The sequence below is a fragment of the Tropicimonas aquimaris genome (genome assembly GCF_042676185.1).
Lineage (GTDB): Bacteria > Pseudomonadota > Alphaproteobacteria > Rhodobacterales > Rhodobacteraceae > Tropicimonas > Tropicimonas aquimaris.
This window is the reverse complement of sequence record NZ_JBHTJT010000051.1, coordinates 117,248-133,405: the sequence shown is the minus strand read 5'-3', so window position 1 is coordinate 133,405 and position 16,158 is coordinate 117,248. Positions and strand designations below refer to the sequence as shown.

The 16,158-nt window shown below is 68.2% G+C and carries 17 protein-coding genes and 1 riboswitch; of the genes, 4 read left to right on the top strand and 13 right to left on the bottom strand.

The features are described from left to right. Window positions 1-124: 124 nt before the first annotated feature. From ACFQ2S_RS21740 to ACFQ2S_RS21700, 9 genes are all read right to left on the bottom strand, one after another. Window positions 125-1,348 (bottom strand): DUF3500 domain-containing protein, encoded by a 1,224-nt coding sequence (locus ACFQ2S_RS21740; RefSeq protein ID WP_386077959.1) that lies wholly within the window; start codon window positions 1,346-1,348, stop codon window positions 125-127. Window positions 1,349-1,441: 93 nt separating this feature from the next. Further along, window positions 1,442-2,368, bottom strand: coding sequence for a PRC-barrel domain-containing protein (locus tag ACFQ2S_RS21735; RefSeq protein ID WP_386077956.1), 927 nt, complete (start codon window positions 2,366-2,368; stop codon window positions 1,442-1,444). A 144-nt stretch (window positions 2,369-2,512) separates the two neighbouring features. Next, window positions 2,513-3,739 (bottom strand): DUF2254 domain-containing protein, encoded by a 1,227-nt coding sequence (locus ACFQ2S_RS21730; RefSeq protein WP_386077954.1) that lies wholly within the window; start codon window positions 3,737-3,739, stop codon window positions 2,513-2,515. Between the two features lie 219 nt (window positions 3,740-3,958). Then, window positions 3,959-4,126 carry a hypothetical protein gene (locus ACFQ2S_RS21725; RefSeq protein WP_386077952.1) on the bottom strand — a complete coding sequence of 56 codons (168 nt, stop codon included), beginning with the start codon at window positions 4,124-4,126 and terminating at the stop codon, window positions 3,959-3,961. Continuing rightward, on the bottom strand, window positions 4,123-4,578 hold the full coding sequence (locus tag ACFQ2S_RS21720; protein ID WP_386077950.1) for a hypothetical protein: 456 nt from the start codon (window positions 4,576-4,578) through the stop codon (window positions 4,123-4,125). Before ACFQ2S_RS21720 ends, ACFQ2S_RS21725 begins: the two co-directional genes overlap by 4 nt. Continuing rightward, complete coding sequence (locus ACFQ2S_RS21715) at window positions 4,568-5,812, bottom strand: agmatinase family protein (protein ID WP_217898338.1); 1,245 nt, start codon at window positions 5,810-5,812, stop codon at window positions 4,568-4,570. The genes ACFQ2S_RS21720 and ACFQ2S_RS21715 overlap by 11 nt, the downstream gene beginning before the upstream one ends. Continuing rightward, on the bottom strand, window positions 5,793-6,560 hold the full coding sequence (locus ACFQ2S_RS21710) for an ABC transporter ATP-binding protein (RefSeq protein WP_386077947.1): 768 nt from the start codon (window positions 6,558-6,560) through the stop codon (window positions 5,793-5,795). Before ACFQ2S_RS21710 ends, ACFQ2S_RS21715 begins: the two co-directional genes overlap by 20 nt. A 220-nt stretch (window positions 6,561-6,780) precedes the next feature. After that, window positions 6,781-7,593, bottom strand: coding sequence for an ABC transporter permease (locus ACFQ2S_RS21705; RefSeq protein WP_386077944.1), 813 nt, complete (start codon window positions 7,591-7,593; stop codon window positions 6,781-6,783). Window positions 7,594-7,656: 63 nt separating this feature from the next. Beyond that, entirely contained in the window at window positions 7,657-8,712 is a 1,056-nt protein-coding gene (locus ACFQ2S_RS21700) for a putative urea ABC transporter substrate-binding protein (RefSeq protein ID WP_386077941.1), read from the bottom strand. Between the two features lie 89 nt (window positions 8,713-8,801). Next, window positions 8,802-8,915: riboswitch (guanidine-I (ykkC/yxkD leader) on the bottom strand. 265 nt (window positions 8,916-9,180) lie between these two features. On the opposite strand from ACFQ2S_RS21700, the gene ACFQ2S_RS21695 reads away from it, so the two are divergent. The 4 genes from ACFQ2S_RS21695 (at window position 9,181) to ggpS (ending at window position 13,080) form a co-directional block, all read left to right on the top strand. Continuing rightward, complete coding sequence (locus tag ACFQ2S_RS21695; RefSeq protein ID WP_386077939.1) at window positions 9,181-9,372, top strand: PLD nuclease N-terminal domain-containing protein; 192 nt, start codon at window positions 9,181-9,183, stop codon at window positions 9,370-9,372. 146 nt (window positions 9,373-9,518) lie between these two features. Continuing rightward, a complete protein-coding gene (locus tag ACFQ2S_RS21690) occupies window positions 9,519-10,625 on the top strand; it encodes an NAD(P)H-dependent glycerol-3-phosphate dehydrogenase (RefSeq protein WP_386077936.1) in 1,107 nt (368 codons plus the stop codon). Between the two features lie 52 nt (window positions 10,626-10,677). Then, a complete protein-coding gene (locus ACFQ2S_RS21685; protein WP_386077933.1) occupies window positions 10,678-11,487 on the top strand; it encodes an HAD family hydrolase in 810 nt (269 codons plus the stop codon). Between the two features lie 48 nt (window positions 11,488-11,535). Further along, window positions 11,536-13,080 carry a glucosylglycerol-phosphate synthase gene (gene ggpS, locus ACFQ2S_RS21680; protein WP_386077930.1) on the top strand — a complete coding sequence of 515 codons (1,545 nt, stop codon included), beginning with the start codon at window positions 11,536-11,538 and terminating at the stop codon, window positions 13,078-13,080. 154 nt (window positions 13,081-13,234) lie between these two features. Here ggpS and ACFQ2S_RS21675 read toward each other — a convergent pair whose 3' ends face one another. From ACFQ2S_RS21675 to ACFQ2S_RS21660, 4 genes are all read right to left on the bottom strand, one after another. Next, on the bottom strand, window positions 13,235-14,614 hold the full coding sequence (locus ACFQ2S_RS21675; RefSeq protein WP_386077927.1) for a mechanosensitive ion channel domain-containing protein: 1,380 nt from the start codon (window positions 14,612-14,614) through the stop codon (window positions 13,235-13,237). After that, window positions 14,614-14,925: a DUF883 family protein gene (locus ACFQ2S_RS21670; RefSeq protein WP_386077925.1), complete on the bottom strand. Its 312-nt coding sequence runs from the start codon at window positions 14,923-14,925 to the stop codon at window positions 14,614-14,616. The genes ACFQ2S_RS21675 and ACFQ2S_RS21670 overlap by 1 nt, the downstream gene beginning before the upstream one ends. A gap of 62 nt (window positions 14,926-14,987) precedes the next feature. Further along, window positions 14,988-15,767 (bottom strand): hypothetical protein, encoded by a 780-nt coding sequence (locus tag ACFQ2S_RS21665; protein ID WP_386077923.1) that lies wholly within the window; start codon window positions 15,765-15,767, stop codon window positions 14,988-14,990. Next, window positions 15,760-16,158 (bottom strand): phage holin family protein, encoded by a 399-nt coding sequence (locus ACFQ2S_RS21660; RefSeq protein ID WP_089234632.1) that lies wholly within the window; start codon window positions 16,156-16,158, stop codon window positions 15,760-15,762. Before ACFQ2S_RS21660 ends, ACFQ2S_RS21665 begins: the two co-directional genes overlap by 8 nt.

The window sequence follows — 16,158 nt, the reverse complement described above, 5'->3', positions numbered from 1 at the left end:
GGCCGCTCCCACCTCGCCATTTCCGAAAGCAAGGATGGATCAGTGCAGCGCCCCGAGGGACGCAGCACCCACGGGCCATTGATCTGCACGCGCGGCCCGGTGGCGGGCCGCGCAATCAGGCAGATCAATGGTGGGTCGCAAGGTGCTCGGCGAGCCAGTCCTTGCCGTAGTCGTTGCCGTTCGGCGTACGGACGATCGAATGCGCATGGGTGCGCACCGGCACGTCGCGCGGGTAGCCCTCGACATTCGCAAGTGGCTTGTGGGTCTGGTGGTCGAACTCGATCAGCACCACCGGGCTCTGTATGCGGTAGTAGAACACCGCGTCGTCCTCCGTTCCACCGATCCAGGCGAACCAAGTCTCGTCGAGATGGGTCGCGATATGGTCGAGCCAGACCTCCGCGTGGCCTTCCTCCATGTCGTTGGCATAGGCGGCGATTACGCCCATCAAGTCTTCGCGCTGCTCCCCGGTCATCTCGGCGGCGTTCAGGCCGGCATAGGGGATCTTCACGTTGTCGGAGAAGGCCGCGGCGATCATGTCGTCGGTCACCTTGTCCGGGGAGATCACGGCCTGGTCGAGCTGCGCCTCGTCCAGCGACTGGGTAAAGGCGAGGCCGAGGTCCTGCTTGGTCTGCAGGATCGACAGGCCGGCGTCGCTGGTACCTTCGGGGGCGATGGTCGGCTCGGCCCCGAGGAAGGCAGGCGTGATCGAGAGCTGGTCGCCGACCACGAGGAAGTTGATCGCGATGTGGTGCCCGTCGATCTGGAAGCCCCAGGGCGTTTCCGCGTCGGGGGTGCCCATCATGGTGAACCAGTAGAGGTTCTCGTTGAACCGGTCGAGCTCGCCGGTCAGTTCGCCGAGCGTGCGGTTGAGCTGCATGGCGTCGCGCACTTCGGTCATGCCCTGGTCGCTCAGGACGGCGTCCAGCATGGCGAAGGCCGCGGACTTCTGCGCATCCGTCATCTCGTCGAGGCTGACGCCCTCGCGGTCGTAATCGTCGACGTTGCTCCACAGGCGCCATTCCAGCGCATCGACGTCATAGAGCGCCGCGTCGCGCTGCTCATCGGTCAGCGACGCGATGAAGGCGGAGGCGGCGTCCCGCATGGCGTCGGTGGAGAGGCCGGTCACGGTGAGCGGATAGAGGTCGGGAACGACGGTGCCGTCGGTGGTGATGCCGACGAAGGGATCCTCGGCGACCTGCTCCGCGCTCAGCCGCGCGCCGTCGCCACCGGGGGGCGGGCCGGATTGCGCATGAGCGGCGAGGGCGGTGAGGATGAGGACAAGGGCGGTGGAACGGATGATGCGGGCGGGGATGTTCAAGAGCGTCTCCAGTGGCGGGGGGTCTGCCATCAGCGGACCTGTTGGCGGGAATATGCAGCGACCCCCGCCGGAAGGATTCCGGAGGGGGTCGGCGGGGCCGGTGTGCAGCTAGGCGCGGATCGATCAGCCTTCGAATTCGGGGAGCTGTTCGAGCTGCTCGCGGCCGAGGTCGACATGGACGGTCAGGCGGTCGAGATCGTCCGTGGCGATCGACATGCTCTCGTAATCCACGGCGACGGGTTTCTCGCCGATGCCGAGGAAGCCGCCCACGTCGATCACGCCGGTCTCGATCTGGCCATCCTCGGCCAGGACCAGCTCGCCGAGTTCGCCGACATGCTCGTTGTTGCCATCATAGACCGGCGCACCGGTGAGGCGATCGGCAGTCAGGGCGCCGCGGTCCGCGAGGGTGAAACCCCGGGCTTCCATGTCCGGCGCGGGGGCGACGAAGACGCCGTCCTCCTGCCAGGTCTGCGGCAGGTGCTCGGGCGGCTGCTCGGCGCGGGCGGTGTCCTCGGCGGGCATGTCGTCGGCCATGGCCTCACGGGTCGGCTCGGCCGCCTCGTATTCCGGCGCACCCTCGAGCGAGGCGCGGTCGCCGGCGAAGACGACGAACCAGCCGGAGCCGTCCTTCTCGGCCACGATGTCGAGGCCCGGCATGCCCACGGCGACGGTCTTTTCACCGATCCCGAGAAAACCGCCGACATCGACCAGCGCGGCCTCGATGCGGCCGTCGCGGGCGATCAGGATGTCACCGACCTCGCCCACGTCGTCCCAGTTGTCGACGATGTCGACGACGGGCTGATCGACGGGCACTTCCTCGGCGACATAGACGCGGGCGCCGATCAGGTCGGAGGCTTCCAGCGACTGGGCGGAGGGGGCGGCCAGGAACTCGGTGTGCATGGGCACGCCTTCGCCATTCACGGCGGAGGGCATTTCCGTGTGCATGGCGCCGGGCTGCGGTCTGGGGGCGTCGGTTTCCATCTGCGCGGTCGCGACCATCGGCAGAACGATGCTGGTGGCGAAGACGGTACCGAGGAACATCCGTGTCATGAGCGTTTCCTTCTCCTGAGCTGCGGCGTCGCGCCGCTGATTGGAGAAAGAACCGCGCAGAGCGGCGTCAGGTTCCTGAAATTTATCGATTTTTCACCGGAACAATTCACGCCTGCGGGCGTTTGCGCACTCCGGATCGCGCTGTCAGCCGGCGGCGCGCTCCAGCCTTTCGCTCAGGTCATCGAGCGCGCGCCGCTCGTCGTCGTTGCGGGCTTGCGGGCGCAGGCGGGCGATGAGCTGGCTCAGATGTTTCCGGGTCATCGGGTCGTCCGCCACGTAGGGAAGCGCCGCGGCGAAACTGCGGTCCAGCAGCGTCGGGAAGTCCAGCCAGCGCCGGCCGAGCGGCCCGGAGACGCCGTCGGTCAGCCCACCCTCGTGGGTCAGCGCGGCGTCGAGCGCGCCGTACATCCGGTTAAGGCAATCGTGGGCGGTGAAGGGATCGTTGACCCCCGGCGACAGGGCGCGGGCCGCGATTTCGACGAGCTGGTCGGCCACGAAGAGCGGGTTCTGCTCCTCGGTGCAGCTGTCGCCAAGGGCGAAGCAGGCGCGGATCGCGTCGCAGGCCTCCTCGTCGGGCGCGGTGCTGCTCTCGCCGGGGTGAACCTCGACCACCGGCGCGGCGGCGGTGACGAAATCCCCGGGTTGGGCCCGCAGCAGGATGATCCATCCGTTCTCGTCCCGCAGCGTCCTGAGCCGGTCGAGATCCAGCGTCCGGACGTAGCCGGAGGTGCCGAGGCTCGGCTGCGCCAGGGGCGCGCCTTGCGGGTCGGGCACGTTCTCCGGCTCGGCCGGATCGGCGATCTCGTTGCGGATCGCCGCTTCCAGCCGGCGGCCGAGCCCGGCGATGATGTTGCCGACGTTGATCGTCTCCGGCACGTGGTGGATGAAGTAGATCATCACCAGAACCGAGATCATTGTCAGCCCGAAGGCCACCCCGACCGACAGATGCGGCACGAAGATCTCGGCCTCCGGCCCCTTCACCGCGCGCAGAGACTGGAGACAGAAGGCGAAGGTGGCGATCAGGATGCCGAGCGACCATTGATTGCCGCGGTCGCGCATGAAGTTGCCGACCAGCCGCGGCCCGAAATTGCCGGAGGCGAAGGAGACCGCCACCATGGTCAGCGAGAACATCACCCCGGTGACGCCGATGACCGAGCTGGCCATCAGCGACAGCAGCCCCCGCGCGCCGGCGGGCTGGGTGTCCCGCAGGACGGCGGGCAGGAGGGAGAGCGCCAGTTCCGGCTGGGTGCGCTCCAGCCAGAGCAGGCTGAAGGCCAGCACCTGCGAGAGCGCCACGAGGACCAGCGGCAGGAACCAGTAGCTCGCCCGCAGATCGCGCAGCAACGTCAGGATCCAGGCGCGCGACCCCATGTCAGGACGATCTCGCTGCGGCGGCGGGCAGGGTCATGGCGGCTGGGGCCTCCGGCTGGATGCGAATGCGGGCGGGCGTTGCCCCCACCTTGTCGGGGGCGCCGTGGATTTGGAAGCCGGAAACCGCCCCGCTCTGGCGGCACGGCAAAAAGAAACCGGCCGCCACCACGCGGGCGACGGCCGGAAAAGCGCGTTCATTCCGGCCGCGGCCGGGGCCGGTCAGGAGCGGCGCATCCACCAGACAGCGCCGGCGGCCAGGGCGGCGGCGATCACCGTGGCGGCGATGGCCTCGGTCCCGTGCGGGTGGGCATGGGCGATCGGCCCGCCTTCGTGGGCCATCGCGGGCAGCGCGGCGACCAGGGCGGGGAGGATGGCGAGTTTCTTCATCGTGAAAGCTCCGTCTTTCTCAGGGCCAGGAAATCTCTGATATCGGTCGTCACTTTCTCGTCCATGGAGACATAGACGAGCGACATGTTGGTACGGTCCTGCACCATCGAGCCCGGAAAGGGAAGATAGCTCAGTTCCCGCGACCCGAAGGAAGGCGAAGCGGTGCCCACCTGCCATTCGGTCTTCAGCTCCACGTCGACCAGCTTCAGCGCCGTTGCGCCGCCGACCCCCGGTTTTTCGAAGGGCACACCCGCGAGCCGCAGGTAGGCGGACTTGTCGGCGGCGTTCACGAACCCGTCGATGAACTGGGTGGCGAGCACCTGCAGGTCCGCCGCCTCGTCCTCGGCATGCATGTGCGAATGCAGGTGATCGCCGTGGGCGTGGTTGTGGCCCTCGCCATGGGGGACGTGGTCGTGGTGGTGGTGATGATGGTGCGGGTGATCATGTGGCATTGGACCACCTCTTGCCTTCGAACTGGCCGTGCGGGATCGAGACCGGCTTGTCGATATGCGCCTTGTGCTTGCCGAGCGTGCCGTTGGAGACCATCGCGCCCAGCACGTCCACGATCACGCGGGTGCCCATGAGGGCGGTGATCTCAGACGTGTCGTAGGGCGGCGCGACCTCGACCAGCTCCATGCCGCAGATCCCCTCGGCCGCGACCTTGGAGGCCAGCGCCAGCGCCTCGCGCGGCAGGAAGCCGCCCGGTTCGGGCCAGCCGGTGCCGGGGACGAAGCCGCAGTCGATGCTGTCAATGTCGAAGGACATGTAGACCATGTCCACCCCGTCCCAGGCCATCTCCAGCGCCATCTCGGCGGTCTTGTCGACGCCCATCTTTTCCATGTCGGACATGGTGATGATGTTGGTCTCGCGCTCGCGGGCGACCTTCACCGCCTCGCGCGGGACCTGCCAGCCGCCAATGCCGACCTGCACGAGGTTCTTTGCGGGCACGTTGGGCAGGTTGGTGGAGTGGAACCACGGCGTGGTGTGCATCCGCTCGTCGAGATCCTTTTCCTGGATGTCGGCGTGGCGGTCGAAGTGGACGATGCCGATCTTTTTCGACGTGCATTCGGCGATGCCGCGCACGCAGGGAAAGCCGATGGAATGGTCGCCGCCGATCATGATCGGGAGCGAGCCGCTGGAAAAGACGTGGGAGACGGCGCGGGAGATCTGGTCGAAGCTTTTTTCGATATTGGCGGGGATGGTGAAGACGTCGCCCGCGTCGCAGAGCGTCATCTGCTCGCGCAGGTCGACGCCGATCTCGTAGTTGTAGGGCGTGTAGAGCGCGGAGATCTTGCGCACGCCCTGCGGGCCGAAGCGGGTGCCGGCGCGATAGGTGGTGCCGCCGTCGAAGGGGATGCCGAGCACGGTGGCATCGTAATTGGCCACCTCCAGCACGTCCTCGGCATAGGGCGCCTTGAGGAAGGTGTTGATACCGGCGTAATGCGGCAGCTCGCCCCGCGCGAAGGTCGGGATCGACTTGTCCTCGATGCTGTCGGCCCCGGTCAGGCCCATGCGCAGCGCCCAGCGGCGTTCCTCGTCCCAGCGGGTGCCGGGGATCTCGGCCTCGGCCTGCATCGCCTTCCAGCCCAGCAACTTGGTCAGGTCCGGGTGGTGATGGCGCGCATCGACGTGGCGCATCTGCCTCGGGTGGTGGGGCCGCGAACGGTCACGCGGGGATGGGAACATGGGTTTCCTCCGTCAGTCTCTGGAAGGGAATGCCGCCGTCGCGGGCATCGAAATCGTAGGTGATGGTGGCGCCGAAGGCCTCTGGGTCGGTCGGGTCCCAGCGCGGCTTGTCGAAGACGAGCACCCGGTCGCCGAGCTTGAAGCCCTCGGTCAGGTCGTGGGTGACCATGAAGACGGTCATATTGGTCTCGGCGCGCAACTCCATCAGGAAGTCGTGCATCTGAAGCCGCGTGCCGGGGTCGAGCGCGCCGAAGGGTTCGTCCAGCAGCAGGATGCGTGGCTTGGCGGTGAGCGCCTGCCCGATGGCGAGGCGCTGCTGCATGCCGCCCGAGAGCGTCGCCGGGTACTGGTCCGCCACATGCGCAAGCCCGATGCGGGCGAGCACGGTGTCGGCGCGCTCCCGGGCCTCCTTCCGGGCCTTGCCGAAGAAGCGGCCAAGCGGCTGGCCGAGGCTTTCGCCGGCGATGATGTTCTGCCGGATCGTCATGTGGGGGAAGACGGAGTAGCGCTGGAACACCACGCCGCGCTCGGGGTTGGGCTCCACGGCATGCGGGTTTCCGTCGATGGAGATGGTGCCGCGGGTCGGTGTTTCCTGTGCCAGCAGGAGCCGCAGGAAGGTGGATTTGCCGCAGCCCGAAGCGCCGACGATGGAGATGAACTCGCCCTCGTCGACCTCGACGTTGACGCGTTCGAGGATCGGGCGGCGCCCGTAGGACTGGAAGACATCGCGGACGGAGACGAAGCTCATTTGCAGGGCCTCCCCACGGCATGATCGACACGGGCAGCGCCCGACCCCGGCTGGGCGCAAGCGGGGTTCGATCGTCGCGATACGAGGGTGACCTGCGGACCATCGGAGCAGAGCGCAGCGGTGAGGATGCGCCCTCCTTGGTGGAGGGTCGGGCGCTGCCCGGCGTTCCGCCGGGCGTTCAGGTTCGAGCGGTGCGCCCTTTCTAAACAGCGTGTCGGAGTCACAGCCCCTCCTCCATCCACGGGAACAGCCGGACCGACAGCTTCCGCAGCGCCCAGTCGATCACGAAGGCGAGGAAGGTGATCCAGATGACATAGGTCAGGATCACGTCCATCGCGAGGTAGCGGCGGACTAGGAAGATGCGGTAGCCGAGCCCGAGGTCGGAAGCGATGGCCTCGGCGGCGATCAGGAACAGCCAAGCCGGGCCGAGCGACAGCCGCACCGCCTGGATCAGCCGGGGCAGCACCTGGGGCAGCGCCACCCGCAGCGCGATCACGGCCGAGGAAGCGCCGAGCGTCTCGGCCTTCACGATCTGCTCCCGCGGGATCTCGATCACCCGCTGGCTGAGGTCACGGATCAGGAACGGCGTGATGCCGATCACGATCAGCACGACCTTTGACAGCTCGCCCAGCCCGAAGACGATGAAGAGGATCGGCAGCAGCGCCAGCGGCGGCACCATGGAGACCACGGCGATGAACCCCGCGAGCCCCGCCCGCATGTGCGGAAACAGCCCGATCAGCAGCCCCGCGCCGAGCCCGATGGTGGCCGCGATCGCCACCCCGAGGCCAAGCCGTTGCAGGCTCATGGCGGTGTCGTGCCAGAGCAGGATCCGCCCCGAGCGCTTGTCGGGCTCGGTGAACAGGCGCTGGGCGGTCTCGAAGATGGTCGAGGGCGCGGGCAGCAGCTTGTCGGCCGGGTTCGCGGCCAGTCGGATGTCGGAGGCGATCATGTAGGCCACCAGCACCAGCGCGAAGGGCAGGAGCGCGAGGAAGGTGGCCAGAACGGGGCCGGGTTTTCGGTTGATCAGGCGCATGGCAAGCTCCGGGCACACCCTGCCGCGCCACGGCGGCAGGGCGCTGGCCCCGCGAGAGGGGGGTTACAGGCTGCCCTCGGCCGCCATTTTCATGTAGGTCGTGTCATAGCGGAACTTCACATTGTTCGCGTCGCCGGTCACGGAGCCGTCCGGGTAGGCGACCCCCACGAAGTCGGCGGAGGGCGCGCCTTCGCCGAGGATCCCCTTGTCGAACAGGAACTCGGCCACGCTGACCATGGTGTCGGGCAGTTCCGGGCCTTCGGTGAAGGCGACGGCCTCGGCCGGGGTCCAGAACATCTTCGTCGAGTCGAGCTGCGCCTTGTAGCCGGCGAGGTCGGTGCCGGAGGCTTCGGCCATCGCGGTCAGCGCCTCCTCGTCGCCCGATTGCATCAGCGCCATCACCTCGTACCAGGCGCCGACCATCGCCTTGCCGAAGGCCGGGTTGTCGGCCAGCGTCTCGGTGTTGACGACCATCAGGTCGATGATCTCGCCGGGGATGTCGGCACTGTCGAAGAGCTTGTTGGCGCCGGGCTGTTCGAGGATCGTGGAGACCAGCGGGTTCCAGGTCACGACAGCCTCGACGTCATCGGTGGCGAAGGCGGCGATCATGTCGGCGTCGGAGGTGTTGATCACGCCACCGAGGTCGGGCTCCGACAGGCCGACGCTGTCGAGCGCGCGGGCCAGCAGGTAATGCGACACGCTGAGTTCGACGAGGTTCACCGGCTTGCCGGCGAGGCTGGCGAGGTCACCCTCGCCCTTCAGGATCACCGCGTCGTTGCCGTTGGAATAGTCCCCCACGATCAGCGCCGTGGTGTCGACGCCGCCGCCCGAGGGGATCGAGAGCGTGTCCATGTTGGTGGCCGAGACGCCGTCGAAGGCGCCGGCAGTGTATTGGTTGATCGACTCGACGTAATCGTTGATCTGCACGATCTCGACGTCGATGCCGTATTTCTCGGCCCATTTGTCCATGATGCCGGAGGTCTCGAGATACCCCCAGGGCATCCAGCCGACATAGATCGACCAGGCGACCTTGAACTCGGTTTTCTCCTCGGCCATCGCGGCAGGGGCACCAAGTGCGGCGGCGAGGATCGTGGCGGACAGAAGTGAGGTCTTCAGCATCTTTCAGCTCCCTGTCGTTCCGCCGATGTTTCGATTTGCCGGTCCGCTGGCGGAACAAGGAGATAGAGCGCGGGCGAACCGACGCAGTACTCTCCCGGGATTTTGGCCCGCCGTGTACCGGGGCGGAATTTGCCACCCCGGCGGCACTTCTCGGACCAGGCCCCGGCATCGTCGAACCGGGCGGAACCCTAAGTACCCTGCCCCTCCACCTCAGCGTCGGCCGGCCTTTTCGCTCAAGGCCCGCATCTGTCTCACCCATGGTAAATTCTTCTGCGCCTGGAAATTGGGCGCCGGAAAGCGGCGATCGACGCCTTGCTGGGCGGCCCTCGTTTCGGGACGGCCGGCCGGACTGGGGATTCGGGCGTGACCATGCCGAAATGCGGCGATGGGGATTTCTTTGGAACCTTTTCGCACCTGCAGCGTTAGCATGGTGCGTAATCGGATGAACTCTGATAGATGGGACCCACCATGTTTGAACTGAGTGGCTTTTTCGGCCTGATCCTGCTCGTCCTCGATATCTGGGCGATCGTGTCGATCTTCGGATCGCGCGCAGGCACCGGTGCAAAGGTGCTCTGGATCGTCCTCGTGATCGTCCTGCCCCTCGTGGGCTTCCTGATCTGGCTTTTCGCCGGTCCGCGCTCCAAGGCCGGGACGGTCTGACGCGTCATCCCGGCGACTCACGCGAGGCGGCCTGACCGGGCACGCCGCGCCGGATTGCGCCAAAACTCCCCCTCCCCGCTCGCCCGCCCTTTCCCAAAACCACGACAGGTATGACCCGAAACAAACCCCAGCCCGCGCAGCTGACAATGCGCGCCAAACCGTATGAAAAAGTCGCCGTTCTGGGCGCTGGCAGTTGGGGGACGGCACTGGCCGCCCTCGCCCGTCGCGCCGGATGCCGCGTCGCACTCTGGGGCCGGGACGCGGAGGCGCTCGCCCCCATCGCCACCCGGCAGCGCAACCTGCGGCACCTGCCCGACGTGCCGCTGCCGCCCGGGATCGAACCCACCACCGATATTGCCGAAGCTCTGGACGGTGCGACCGCGGTTCTGCTGGTCGTGCCGTCGCGTGCCGTGCGGGGCGTCTGTGCCGCCGCGGCGCCGCATATCGGCACAAATGTGCCGGTCGCGCTTTGCGCCAAGGGGGTCGAGCCCGAGAGCGGGCTGATGATGACGCAAGTGGCGGAAGAGGAGCTGGGCGCTCGCCCCTACGGCGTTCTTTCCGGTCCGACCTTTGCCCGGGAGGCCGCGCTTGGTCATCCGACTGCCGCGACCGTGGCCTTTCCCTTCACGCACGTCGACCGGCTGAACCCCGCGGCTTCTCCCGCCGCGCGGCTTGCCGTCTCGGTCTCCACCGAGAGCTTCCGCGCCTATATCTCCGACGATCCGGTTGGCGTGGAGATCGGCGGCGCGGTGAAGAACGTGATCGCCATTGCCTGCGGGATGATGACCGGCGCGGGCTTTGCCGAAAACACGCGCGCGGCGCTGATCACCCGCGGACTCGACGAGATGAAGGCGCTGGCCGAGGCGCTCGGCGGCCGTCGCGAGACGGTGACGGGCCTTGCCGGGATCGGCGACCTGTCGCTGAGCTGTTCTTCTCCGACCTCGCGGAACATGTCGCTCGGGATGCAGCTCGGCCAGGGCCTGGCGCGGAACGCGTGTTTCGACGGCCGCCCGGTGGTGGTCGAGGGCGAGGGCAACGCGCTTTCCGTCACCGACCTCGCCCATCGCGTGAATGTTCCGATGCCGATCTGCGAGACCGTGCGGGCGATCCTGCACGAGGGCGCCGACCTCGGCACCGCCTTTGCCCGGCTCTGGGCCTCGCCGATCGAGGGCGAGCCGCGGAGCCTCGCGATCCTGCTCGATCACCCGGCAGATGCCGACGCCGTTACCGGCCTCGCCCGCCGCATCGCCTGATCCCACCCATTCCGAGGCGCAACTGCGCCCCAAGCAGACTTTGAAAGCTGAGATGACCCATACCGCTGATTTCACCACGCCGGCCGAGACCGCCGGCTTCGTCTTTCCCAACCCCTACCCTGCCCCGCTCTCCGGCCGCCGCTTCGTGCTTGCGACCGACCTGGACGGCACGTTCCTCGGCGGCACGCCGGGGGATCGCCGGACACTCTATCGCTGGATCGAGGACAACCGCGCCACCGTCGGGCTGATCTTCGTCACCGGACGCGACCCGGCGTTCATCCGCGATCTCTGCGGCTCGGGCGATGTGCCCTGGCCCGATTACGTGATCGGCGATGTCGGCACCACGATCGCCGAGGTCACGCCGGAGGGAGAGATCTCTCCCATCCCTGCGCTCGAGGCCGAGATCACCCGCGCCTGGAACGGCAGCGGCGCCCGCGTGCGCGAGCTGCTGGCCGACGAGCCGGGCCTGACCCTGCAGCCGACCGAGTTCCGCCACCGGGTCAGCTATGACATGGATCCGGCACGCGTCCGGCCGAGCGCCCATGCGCTGGTGAAACGGCTCGGACTGGAGGTGCTGACCTCCGACGACCGCTTCTTCGACGTGCTGCCCGCCGGGGTCTCAAAGGGCCCCTCGCTCAAGCGGCTGATCGCCCATCTCGGGCTGGTCGAAAGCCGCGTGCTCGCCGCCGGCGACACGCTCAACGATGCCTCGATGCTGGCGCTCGGCATTCCCGCGGTCGCCGTGGGCGGCTCCGAACGCCGCCTGCTCGACCAGGTGGGGCATTTGGACCATGTCCACGTCGCCCAAGGCGTCGGCGCGGCCGGCATCGACGAGGCGATCCGGGTGCTCGGCCTGCACTGAGCCCCGCCCCACGCCCCAATTCATCCCTTCATTTCAGGAACCTGCCACATGACACCCAAGACCATCGACACAGCCGACAACAGCCAGACCTCCGACCTCGTGATCGTCTACCACCGCCAGCCCTACGAGGAGGTCGAGGAGGAGGACGGCTCTATCCGGCTGCGCGAGAACACGAGCCCGAACGGCATCGTGCCCACCTTGCGCAGCTTTTTCGCCGATGCCGACCACGGCGCCTGGATCGCCTGGAAGGCCGCCGAGGACACCGCGAACCCCGAGTTCGAGCGCCAGATCGAGATTGAGGATGCCTTCGGCCGCTATACCGTCTCGCGGCTGCCGCTGACGCCCGAGCAGGTGCGCGGCTTCTACCACGTCACCTCCAAGGAGGCGTTCTGGCCGATCCTCCACAGCTTCCGCGAGCGCTACAATTACGACCCGGTGGACTGGCCGAACTTCCGGCAGGTGAACTGGGCCTTCGCCGAGGCCGCCGCCGCGCAGGCCGCGCCGGGTGCCGTGGTCTGGGTGCACGATTACAACCTGTGGCTGGTGCCGGGATACCTGCGCAAGCTGCGCCCGGACGTGAAGATCTCCTTCTTCCATCACACGCCCTTCCCCGCCGCCGACCTGTTCAACGTGCTGCCATGGCGCCGTGAAATCGTCGAGAGCCTGCTGGCCTGCGACGTGGTCGGGTTCCACATCCCCCGCTACGCGGTGAATTTCGTGCAGGTCGCCCGCAGCCTCTTCGACGTCGAGACGACCGGCCGCGTCACGGTGGAGGAGGCGCTCATCAACGAGGGCACCGCGCTGACCGAGCGCAGCATGGTGACGGGCCTGCTGCACGAAGGGCACAAGATCACGGTGGCCGCGACGCCGGTGGGCGTGGACGTGAGCTATATCGACACCTGCGCCCGCAGCATCGAGACCCGAAACCGCATGGCCAGCATCCGCGAGGAGCTGGGCGAGTCGCAGCTCATCCTCTCGGTCGGCCGCACGGACTACACCAAGGGCGGCGCGCAGCAGCTGGAAAGCTACGAGCGCCTGCTGGAGAGCCGCCCGGACCTGCGCGGAAAGGTGCGCCTGATGCATGTTTCGGTTTCCGCCAACCGCAACATGGAGGCCTACGCCGAGATCCAGAGCGAGATCGAACAGGTCGCCGGACGGATCAACGGCCGTTTCGGCAGCTTCGAGTGGCAGCCGGTGGCGCTGATCTCGCGCGCCGTGCCCTTCGCGGAGCTGATCGCCTATTACCGCGCGGCGGACGTCGCCTGGATCACGCCGATCGCCGACGGGATGAACCTCGTCTGCAAAGAATTCGTCGCCTCCCGCGTCGAGGGGGACGGCGTGCTGGTGCTGTCGGAATTCGCCGGCGCGGCGGTGGAGCTCGATGCGGCGATCACCACCAACCCGCTGTCGCACCGCGCCATGGACATGGCCATCGCCCACGCGCTCGAAATGGTGCCGGAGGAACGCGCCGAGCGCATGAAGCGGCTGCGCGCCCGGGTCGAGGCCTACGACATCCGCGCCTGGGGCGAGGCGCAGCGCGCCCTGCTCGACTGGACCAACAAGGGCAAGCGGGTCCCGGCCACGGCGGCCTGACCCGTCCATTGGAGGGCCGCGCCGCCGCGAGGCGGCGCCCGGCCCAACGGGAGGAGGCGCATCTTCGATGCGTCGATGACGGGCGGGAGCCCCACTCTTCTGCGGGCTGTCCGCCCTACCATTAACGAGTGCGGGGGCGGCCCTGCTGCCGCCCCTATTCCGCCCCCCGTCCCTCGCTGAGCAGATCCGTGCCGGCGTCCGACGCCTTGCGCTCGCGGTCCACCGCCTCCTCGGTCGCCTGGTCCGGGATCTCCGGCGTGGCGGCCTGCGGCAGGTCGGCATCCGGCACGGGCCGATTGGCCGAAACCGACGAAGGCACAGCAAGCTCCTCCGGCGCATTCTCGATCCGCAGCCGATAGATCGGCTCCGGCAGGCCGAAGCCTGCGCCTTCCAGCGCGGTCTTGGTGGCCCGGATCGCCTCGCCACGGGCCTTCTGGAAATCGCTGCTCCGCTGATCGACCCATCCCGCGAAGGTCAGGACGACATTGGACTCCCCGACATCCGAGATCCAGGCCGAGACCGGCGGATCGCGCAGCACGAAGGCCAGCCCTTCGAGCGCCGCGACCGAGGTGGAGAGCGCGGCGGCGAGATCCGCATCGGCATCGACACCGAGATCGAAGGTGAAGCGGCGGTTGGAATCGCGGGTGTAGTTCACGATCCGGCCCTTGTAGACGGTCGCATTGGGGATCCGGATGTGGTTGCCGTCCGGCGAGATCAGGATGGTCGCGCGCGAGGTCAGCCGCGCCACGTTGCCCTGATCGCCGTCGATCTCGACGAAGTCGTTCGGACGGAACGGCTGGCGCAGGCTGAGCAGGATCGAGGCGATGAAATTCTCCACCGTGTCACGCACCGCGAACCCCACAGCCAGGCCAACCACGCCGGCCGCGCCCAGCACCGCGCCGATCAAGGCCGTTGCGTTGAGGATGTCGAGGGCGATCACCAGCCCCAGCAAGAGGAACGCGATCCGCGCGACAGCGCGGTAGATGTCGGCGATGAAGCTGTTCGGCGCGAGCCTGCGCCAGAGCGACAACCGGCTGGCCAGCATCCAGCCAAGCCCTGAAATCACGGCAAAGACGCCGAGCGACACAAGAAAGATCGGCGCGTTGACGAGGATCCGCTCGCCGCGTCCCATCACGCGGTCCAGCGCCGGTGCAAGGCGCTCGTTCAGGTCGGCGTTCTGCTGCAACTCGTTCTCGATCGCCACCACGCCCTGCACGCGGCCGATGATGCCGGACAGTTCCTCTTCCGCGGCGCTGTCCATGACGATGCCTTCGAGCGTGACAACACCGGAGGCGACGGACACCTGCACGCGCTCGAATGCCACGAGTTCGGCCAGCACCTGCTGGATCCTGTTCCGTATCTCTGCATCGGAGATGGCGTTCTCGCCCACCTCGATCGCGCCCTCGGGCGCTGTCGGGGCCGTGGTCTGGGCGGCGGCGGCACCGGCGATCAGCGCCAGGACCACGGCCAAAAGAAAGGCCGGCAGGCGGGGGTTTCCCGCCTGCCGGCCCGGCGTTCCGATTGTGGCGCGCATCAGGAGCGGCCGCGCACGCTCAACCCGATGAGTAGGCCGACGCCGAGCGCGCCGGCGAGGGCAAGGCCCGGGTTCTCGCGTACGAAGCGCGCGCCTTCCTCCGTGGCCTGCTGCGCGGTCTCGCCCAGTTGCTGGGCCGTGCCGCCGAGCTGCTCGCGCATCTCGGCGCCGCGCTCCCGGAGCGCCTCGGAATGTTCGGCCAGCCGTTCGCGGACCTGCTCGGCAACGCCGGGGTCGCTTGCAGCGCCGGTCTGGGGCTTGGTCATGTCGTTGGGATCGATGCTTCCGTTGGGGTGATAGGTGCTGGTCATGGATCGTCTCCTTGGATTGGGATGGTCGGGTCTCCGCGCGTCGAAGACCCTGTGGGTCGGCGTCAGGACGGGATCGCGACCGGTCCGAGGTGAGGCACGTCGCGCACCTGCCCCCGGACATCGCGCCCGACGGCCTGCAACGCCTCGAGCTCCCGGCTCAGCGCGGCATGGGCGGCGCGCATCGCCTCGTCCCGGTGACGGCCGAGAAGCGCGTCCTCCTGGCGGGTGCCGGGCAGAAAGGCGGCGAGCAGAACCCCGACACCGAATGCGGCAGCGCCCGCGACGACAGGCTGCTGTTCGATCAGCGCCTCGGACTTGCGAGTCACGCGGCGGGCGCGTCGCTCGACGGCTTCCTGGGCGCGGATCGCGGCGATCCGGGCGTCGATCACCCGCTGGCGCGCAGCCGGCGGCAGCCGGTTGAGCCCAGACCCGAGGGCCGCCCGCATCCGTTCGGCGCGTGGCACCTCGTCGGATCGTCCGGTCATCTCGGCCCGCATCTCGCGGTCCGCGGCGGCGACGCGGGCGTCGAATCCGGCCATCGCCTGGGCCGGGGGAACCGCCTGCGCCGGATCTTCGGCGGCAGCAGCGTCGGATCGTCGGGAGGCGTTGCCGAGGAGCAGCGCCAGCCCTGCGCCGAGCATGGCGAAGGCCGCCGGGTTCTCGCGCGTCGCGTCCCAGAGCTGGCCGCCGATGTCGCGGCCGTAGCGGTCGAGCGTCTGCCGCGCCTCGGCCTTCAACCGTTCCGGCGCCAGGGTGTCGCTCAGCTGGTCGAGCGTGTCGGCCAAGGCGGCCCGGTCACGGGCCACACGCTGTTCTATGTCGGTCATGGATCCGTCAGGCATGGGTCGCCTCCTTGATGGTTTCGATATCCGCCCGGATGTTGCGAGCGGTGCGCTCCGGTGCGAGGGCCTCCGCGCTGAGGCGGGACTTGCCGTAGAGCGCCAGGACGATGGCGAGCAGCAGCGCGCCGCCCCCCACGATCACCGCGGCCCAGCCGGCCTCAATACCGCTTGCCGCGATCCAGGCCACCAGCGCCGCCGCAAGCACGTCCAGCGCGGTCAGGGCAACGATGGCGGCCACGCCGATCAAGGCGAGGCCGGTGCCGGCCCGGGTCGCGCTGCGCCGTGCCTCGGCCTTGGCCAGCTCGATCTCGTCCTGCAGCAAAGTGCTGAAGTGCCGGAAGGCCGACACCAGCAGGTTCGGGGTTTCCTTGAGTTCAGCAGGGCGCGCCAT

Excerpts from the sequence above, each read along its gene's own strand:
- ACFQ2S_RS21740 (WP_386077959.1), bottom strand. The coding sequence starts at position 1,348 with ATGGCAGACCCCCCGCCACTGGAGACGCTCTTGAACATCCCCGCCCGC.
- ACFQ2S_RS21735 (WP_386077956.1), bottom strand. The coding sequence starts at position 2,368 with ATGACACGGATGTTCCTCGGTACCGTCTTCGCCACCAGCATCGTTCTG.
- ACFQ2S_RS21720 (WP_386077950.1), bottom strand. The coding sequence starts at position 4,578 with ATGCCACATGATCACCCGCACCATCATCACCACCACCACGACCACGTC.
- ACFQ2S_RS21670 (WP_386077925.1), bottom strand. The coding sequence starts at position 14,925 with ATGACCAGCACCTATCACCCCAACGGAAGCATCGATCCCAACGACATG.
- ACFQ2S_RS21710 (WP_386077947.1), bottom strand. The coding sequence starts at position 6,560 with ATGAGCTTCGTCTCCGTCCGCGATGTCTTCCAGTCCTACGGGCGCCGC.
- ACFQ2S_RS21725 (WP_386077952.1), bottom strand. The coding sequence starts at position 4,126 with ATGAAGAAACTCGCCATCCTCCCCGCCCTGGTCGCCGCGCTGCCCGCG.
- ACFQ2S_RS21675 (WP_386077927.1), bottom strand. The coding sequence starts at position 14,614 with ATGCGCGCCACAATCGGAACGCCGGGCCGGCAGGCGGGAAACCCCCGC.
- ACFQ2S_RS21715 (WP_217898338.1), bottom strand. The coding sequence starts at position 5,812 with ATGTTCCCATCCCCGCGTGACCGTTCGCGGCCCCACCACCCGAGGCAG.
- ACFQ2S_RS21730 (WP_386077954.1), bottom strand. The coding sequence starts at position 3,739 with ATGGGGTCGCGCGCCTGGATCCTGACGTTGCTGCGCGATCTGCGGGCG.
- ggpS (WP_386077930.1), top strand. The coding sequence starts at position 11,536 with ATGACACCCAAGACCATCGACACAGCCGACAACAGCCAGACCTCCGAC.
- ACFQ2S_RS21705 (WP_386077944.1), bottom strand. The coding sequence starts at position 7,593 with ATGCGCCTGATCAACCGAAAACCCGGCCCCGTTCTGGCCACCTTCCTC.
- ACFQ2S_RS21685 (WP_386077933.1), top strand. The coding sequence starts at position 10,678 with ATGACCCATACCGCTGATTTCACCACGCCGGCCGAGACCGCCGGCTTC.
- ACFQ2S_RS21700 (WP_386077941.1), bottom strand. The coding sequence starts at position 8,712 with ATGCTGAAGACCTCACTTCTGTCCGCCACGATCCTCGCCGCCGCACTT.
- ACFQ2S_RS21665 (WP_386077923.1), bottom strand. The coding sequence starts at position 15,767 with ATGCCTGACGGATCCATGACCGACATAGAACAGCGTGTGGCCCGTGAC.
- ACFQ2S_RS21660 (WP_089234632.1), bottom strand. The coding sequence starts at position 16,158 with ATGGCGCGCCCTGCTGAACTCAAGGAAACCCCGAACCTGCTGGTGTCG.
- ACFQ2S_RS21695 (WP_386077939.1), top strand. The coding sequence starts at position 9,181 with ATGTTTGAACTGAGTGGCTTTTTCGGCCTGATCCTGCTCGTCCTCGAT.
- ACFQ2S_RS21690 (WP_386077936.1), top strand. The coding sequence starts at position 9,519 with ATGCGCGCCAAACCGTATGAAAAAGTCGCCGTTCTGGGCGCTGGCAGT.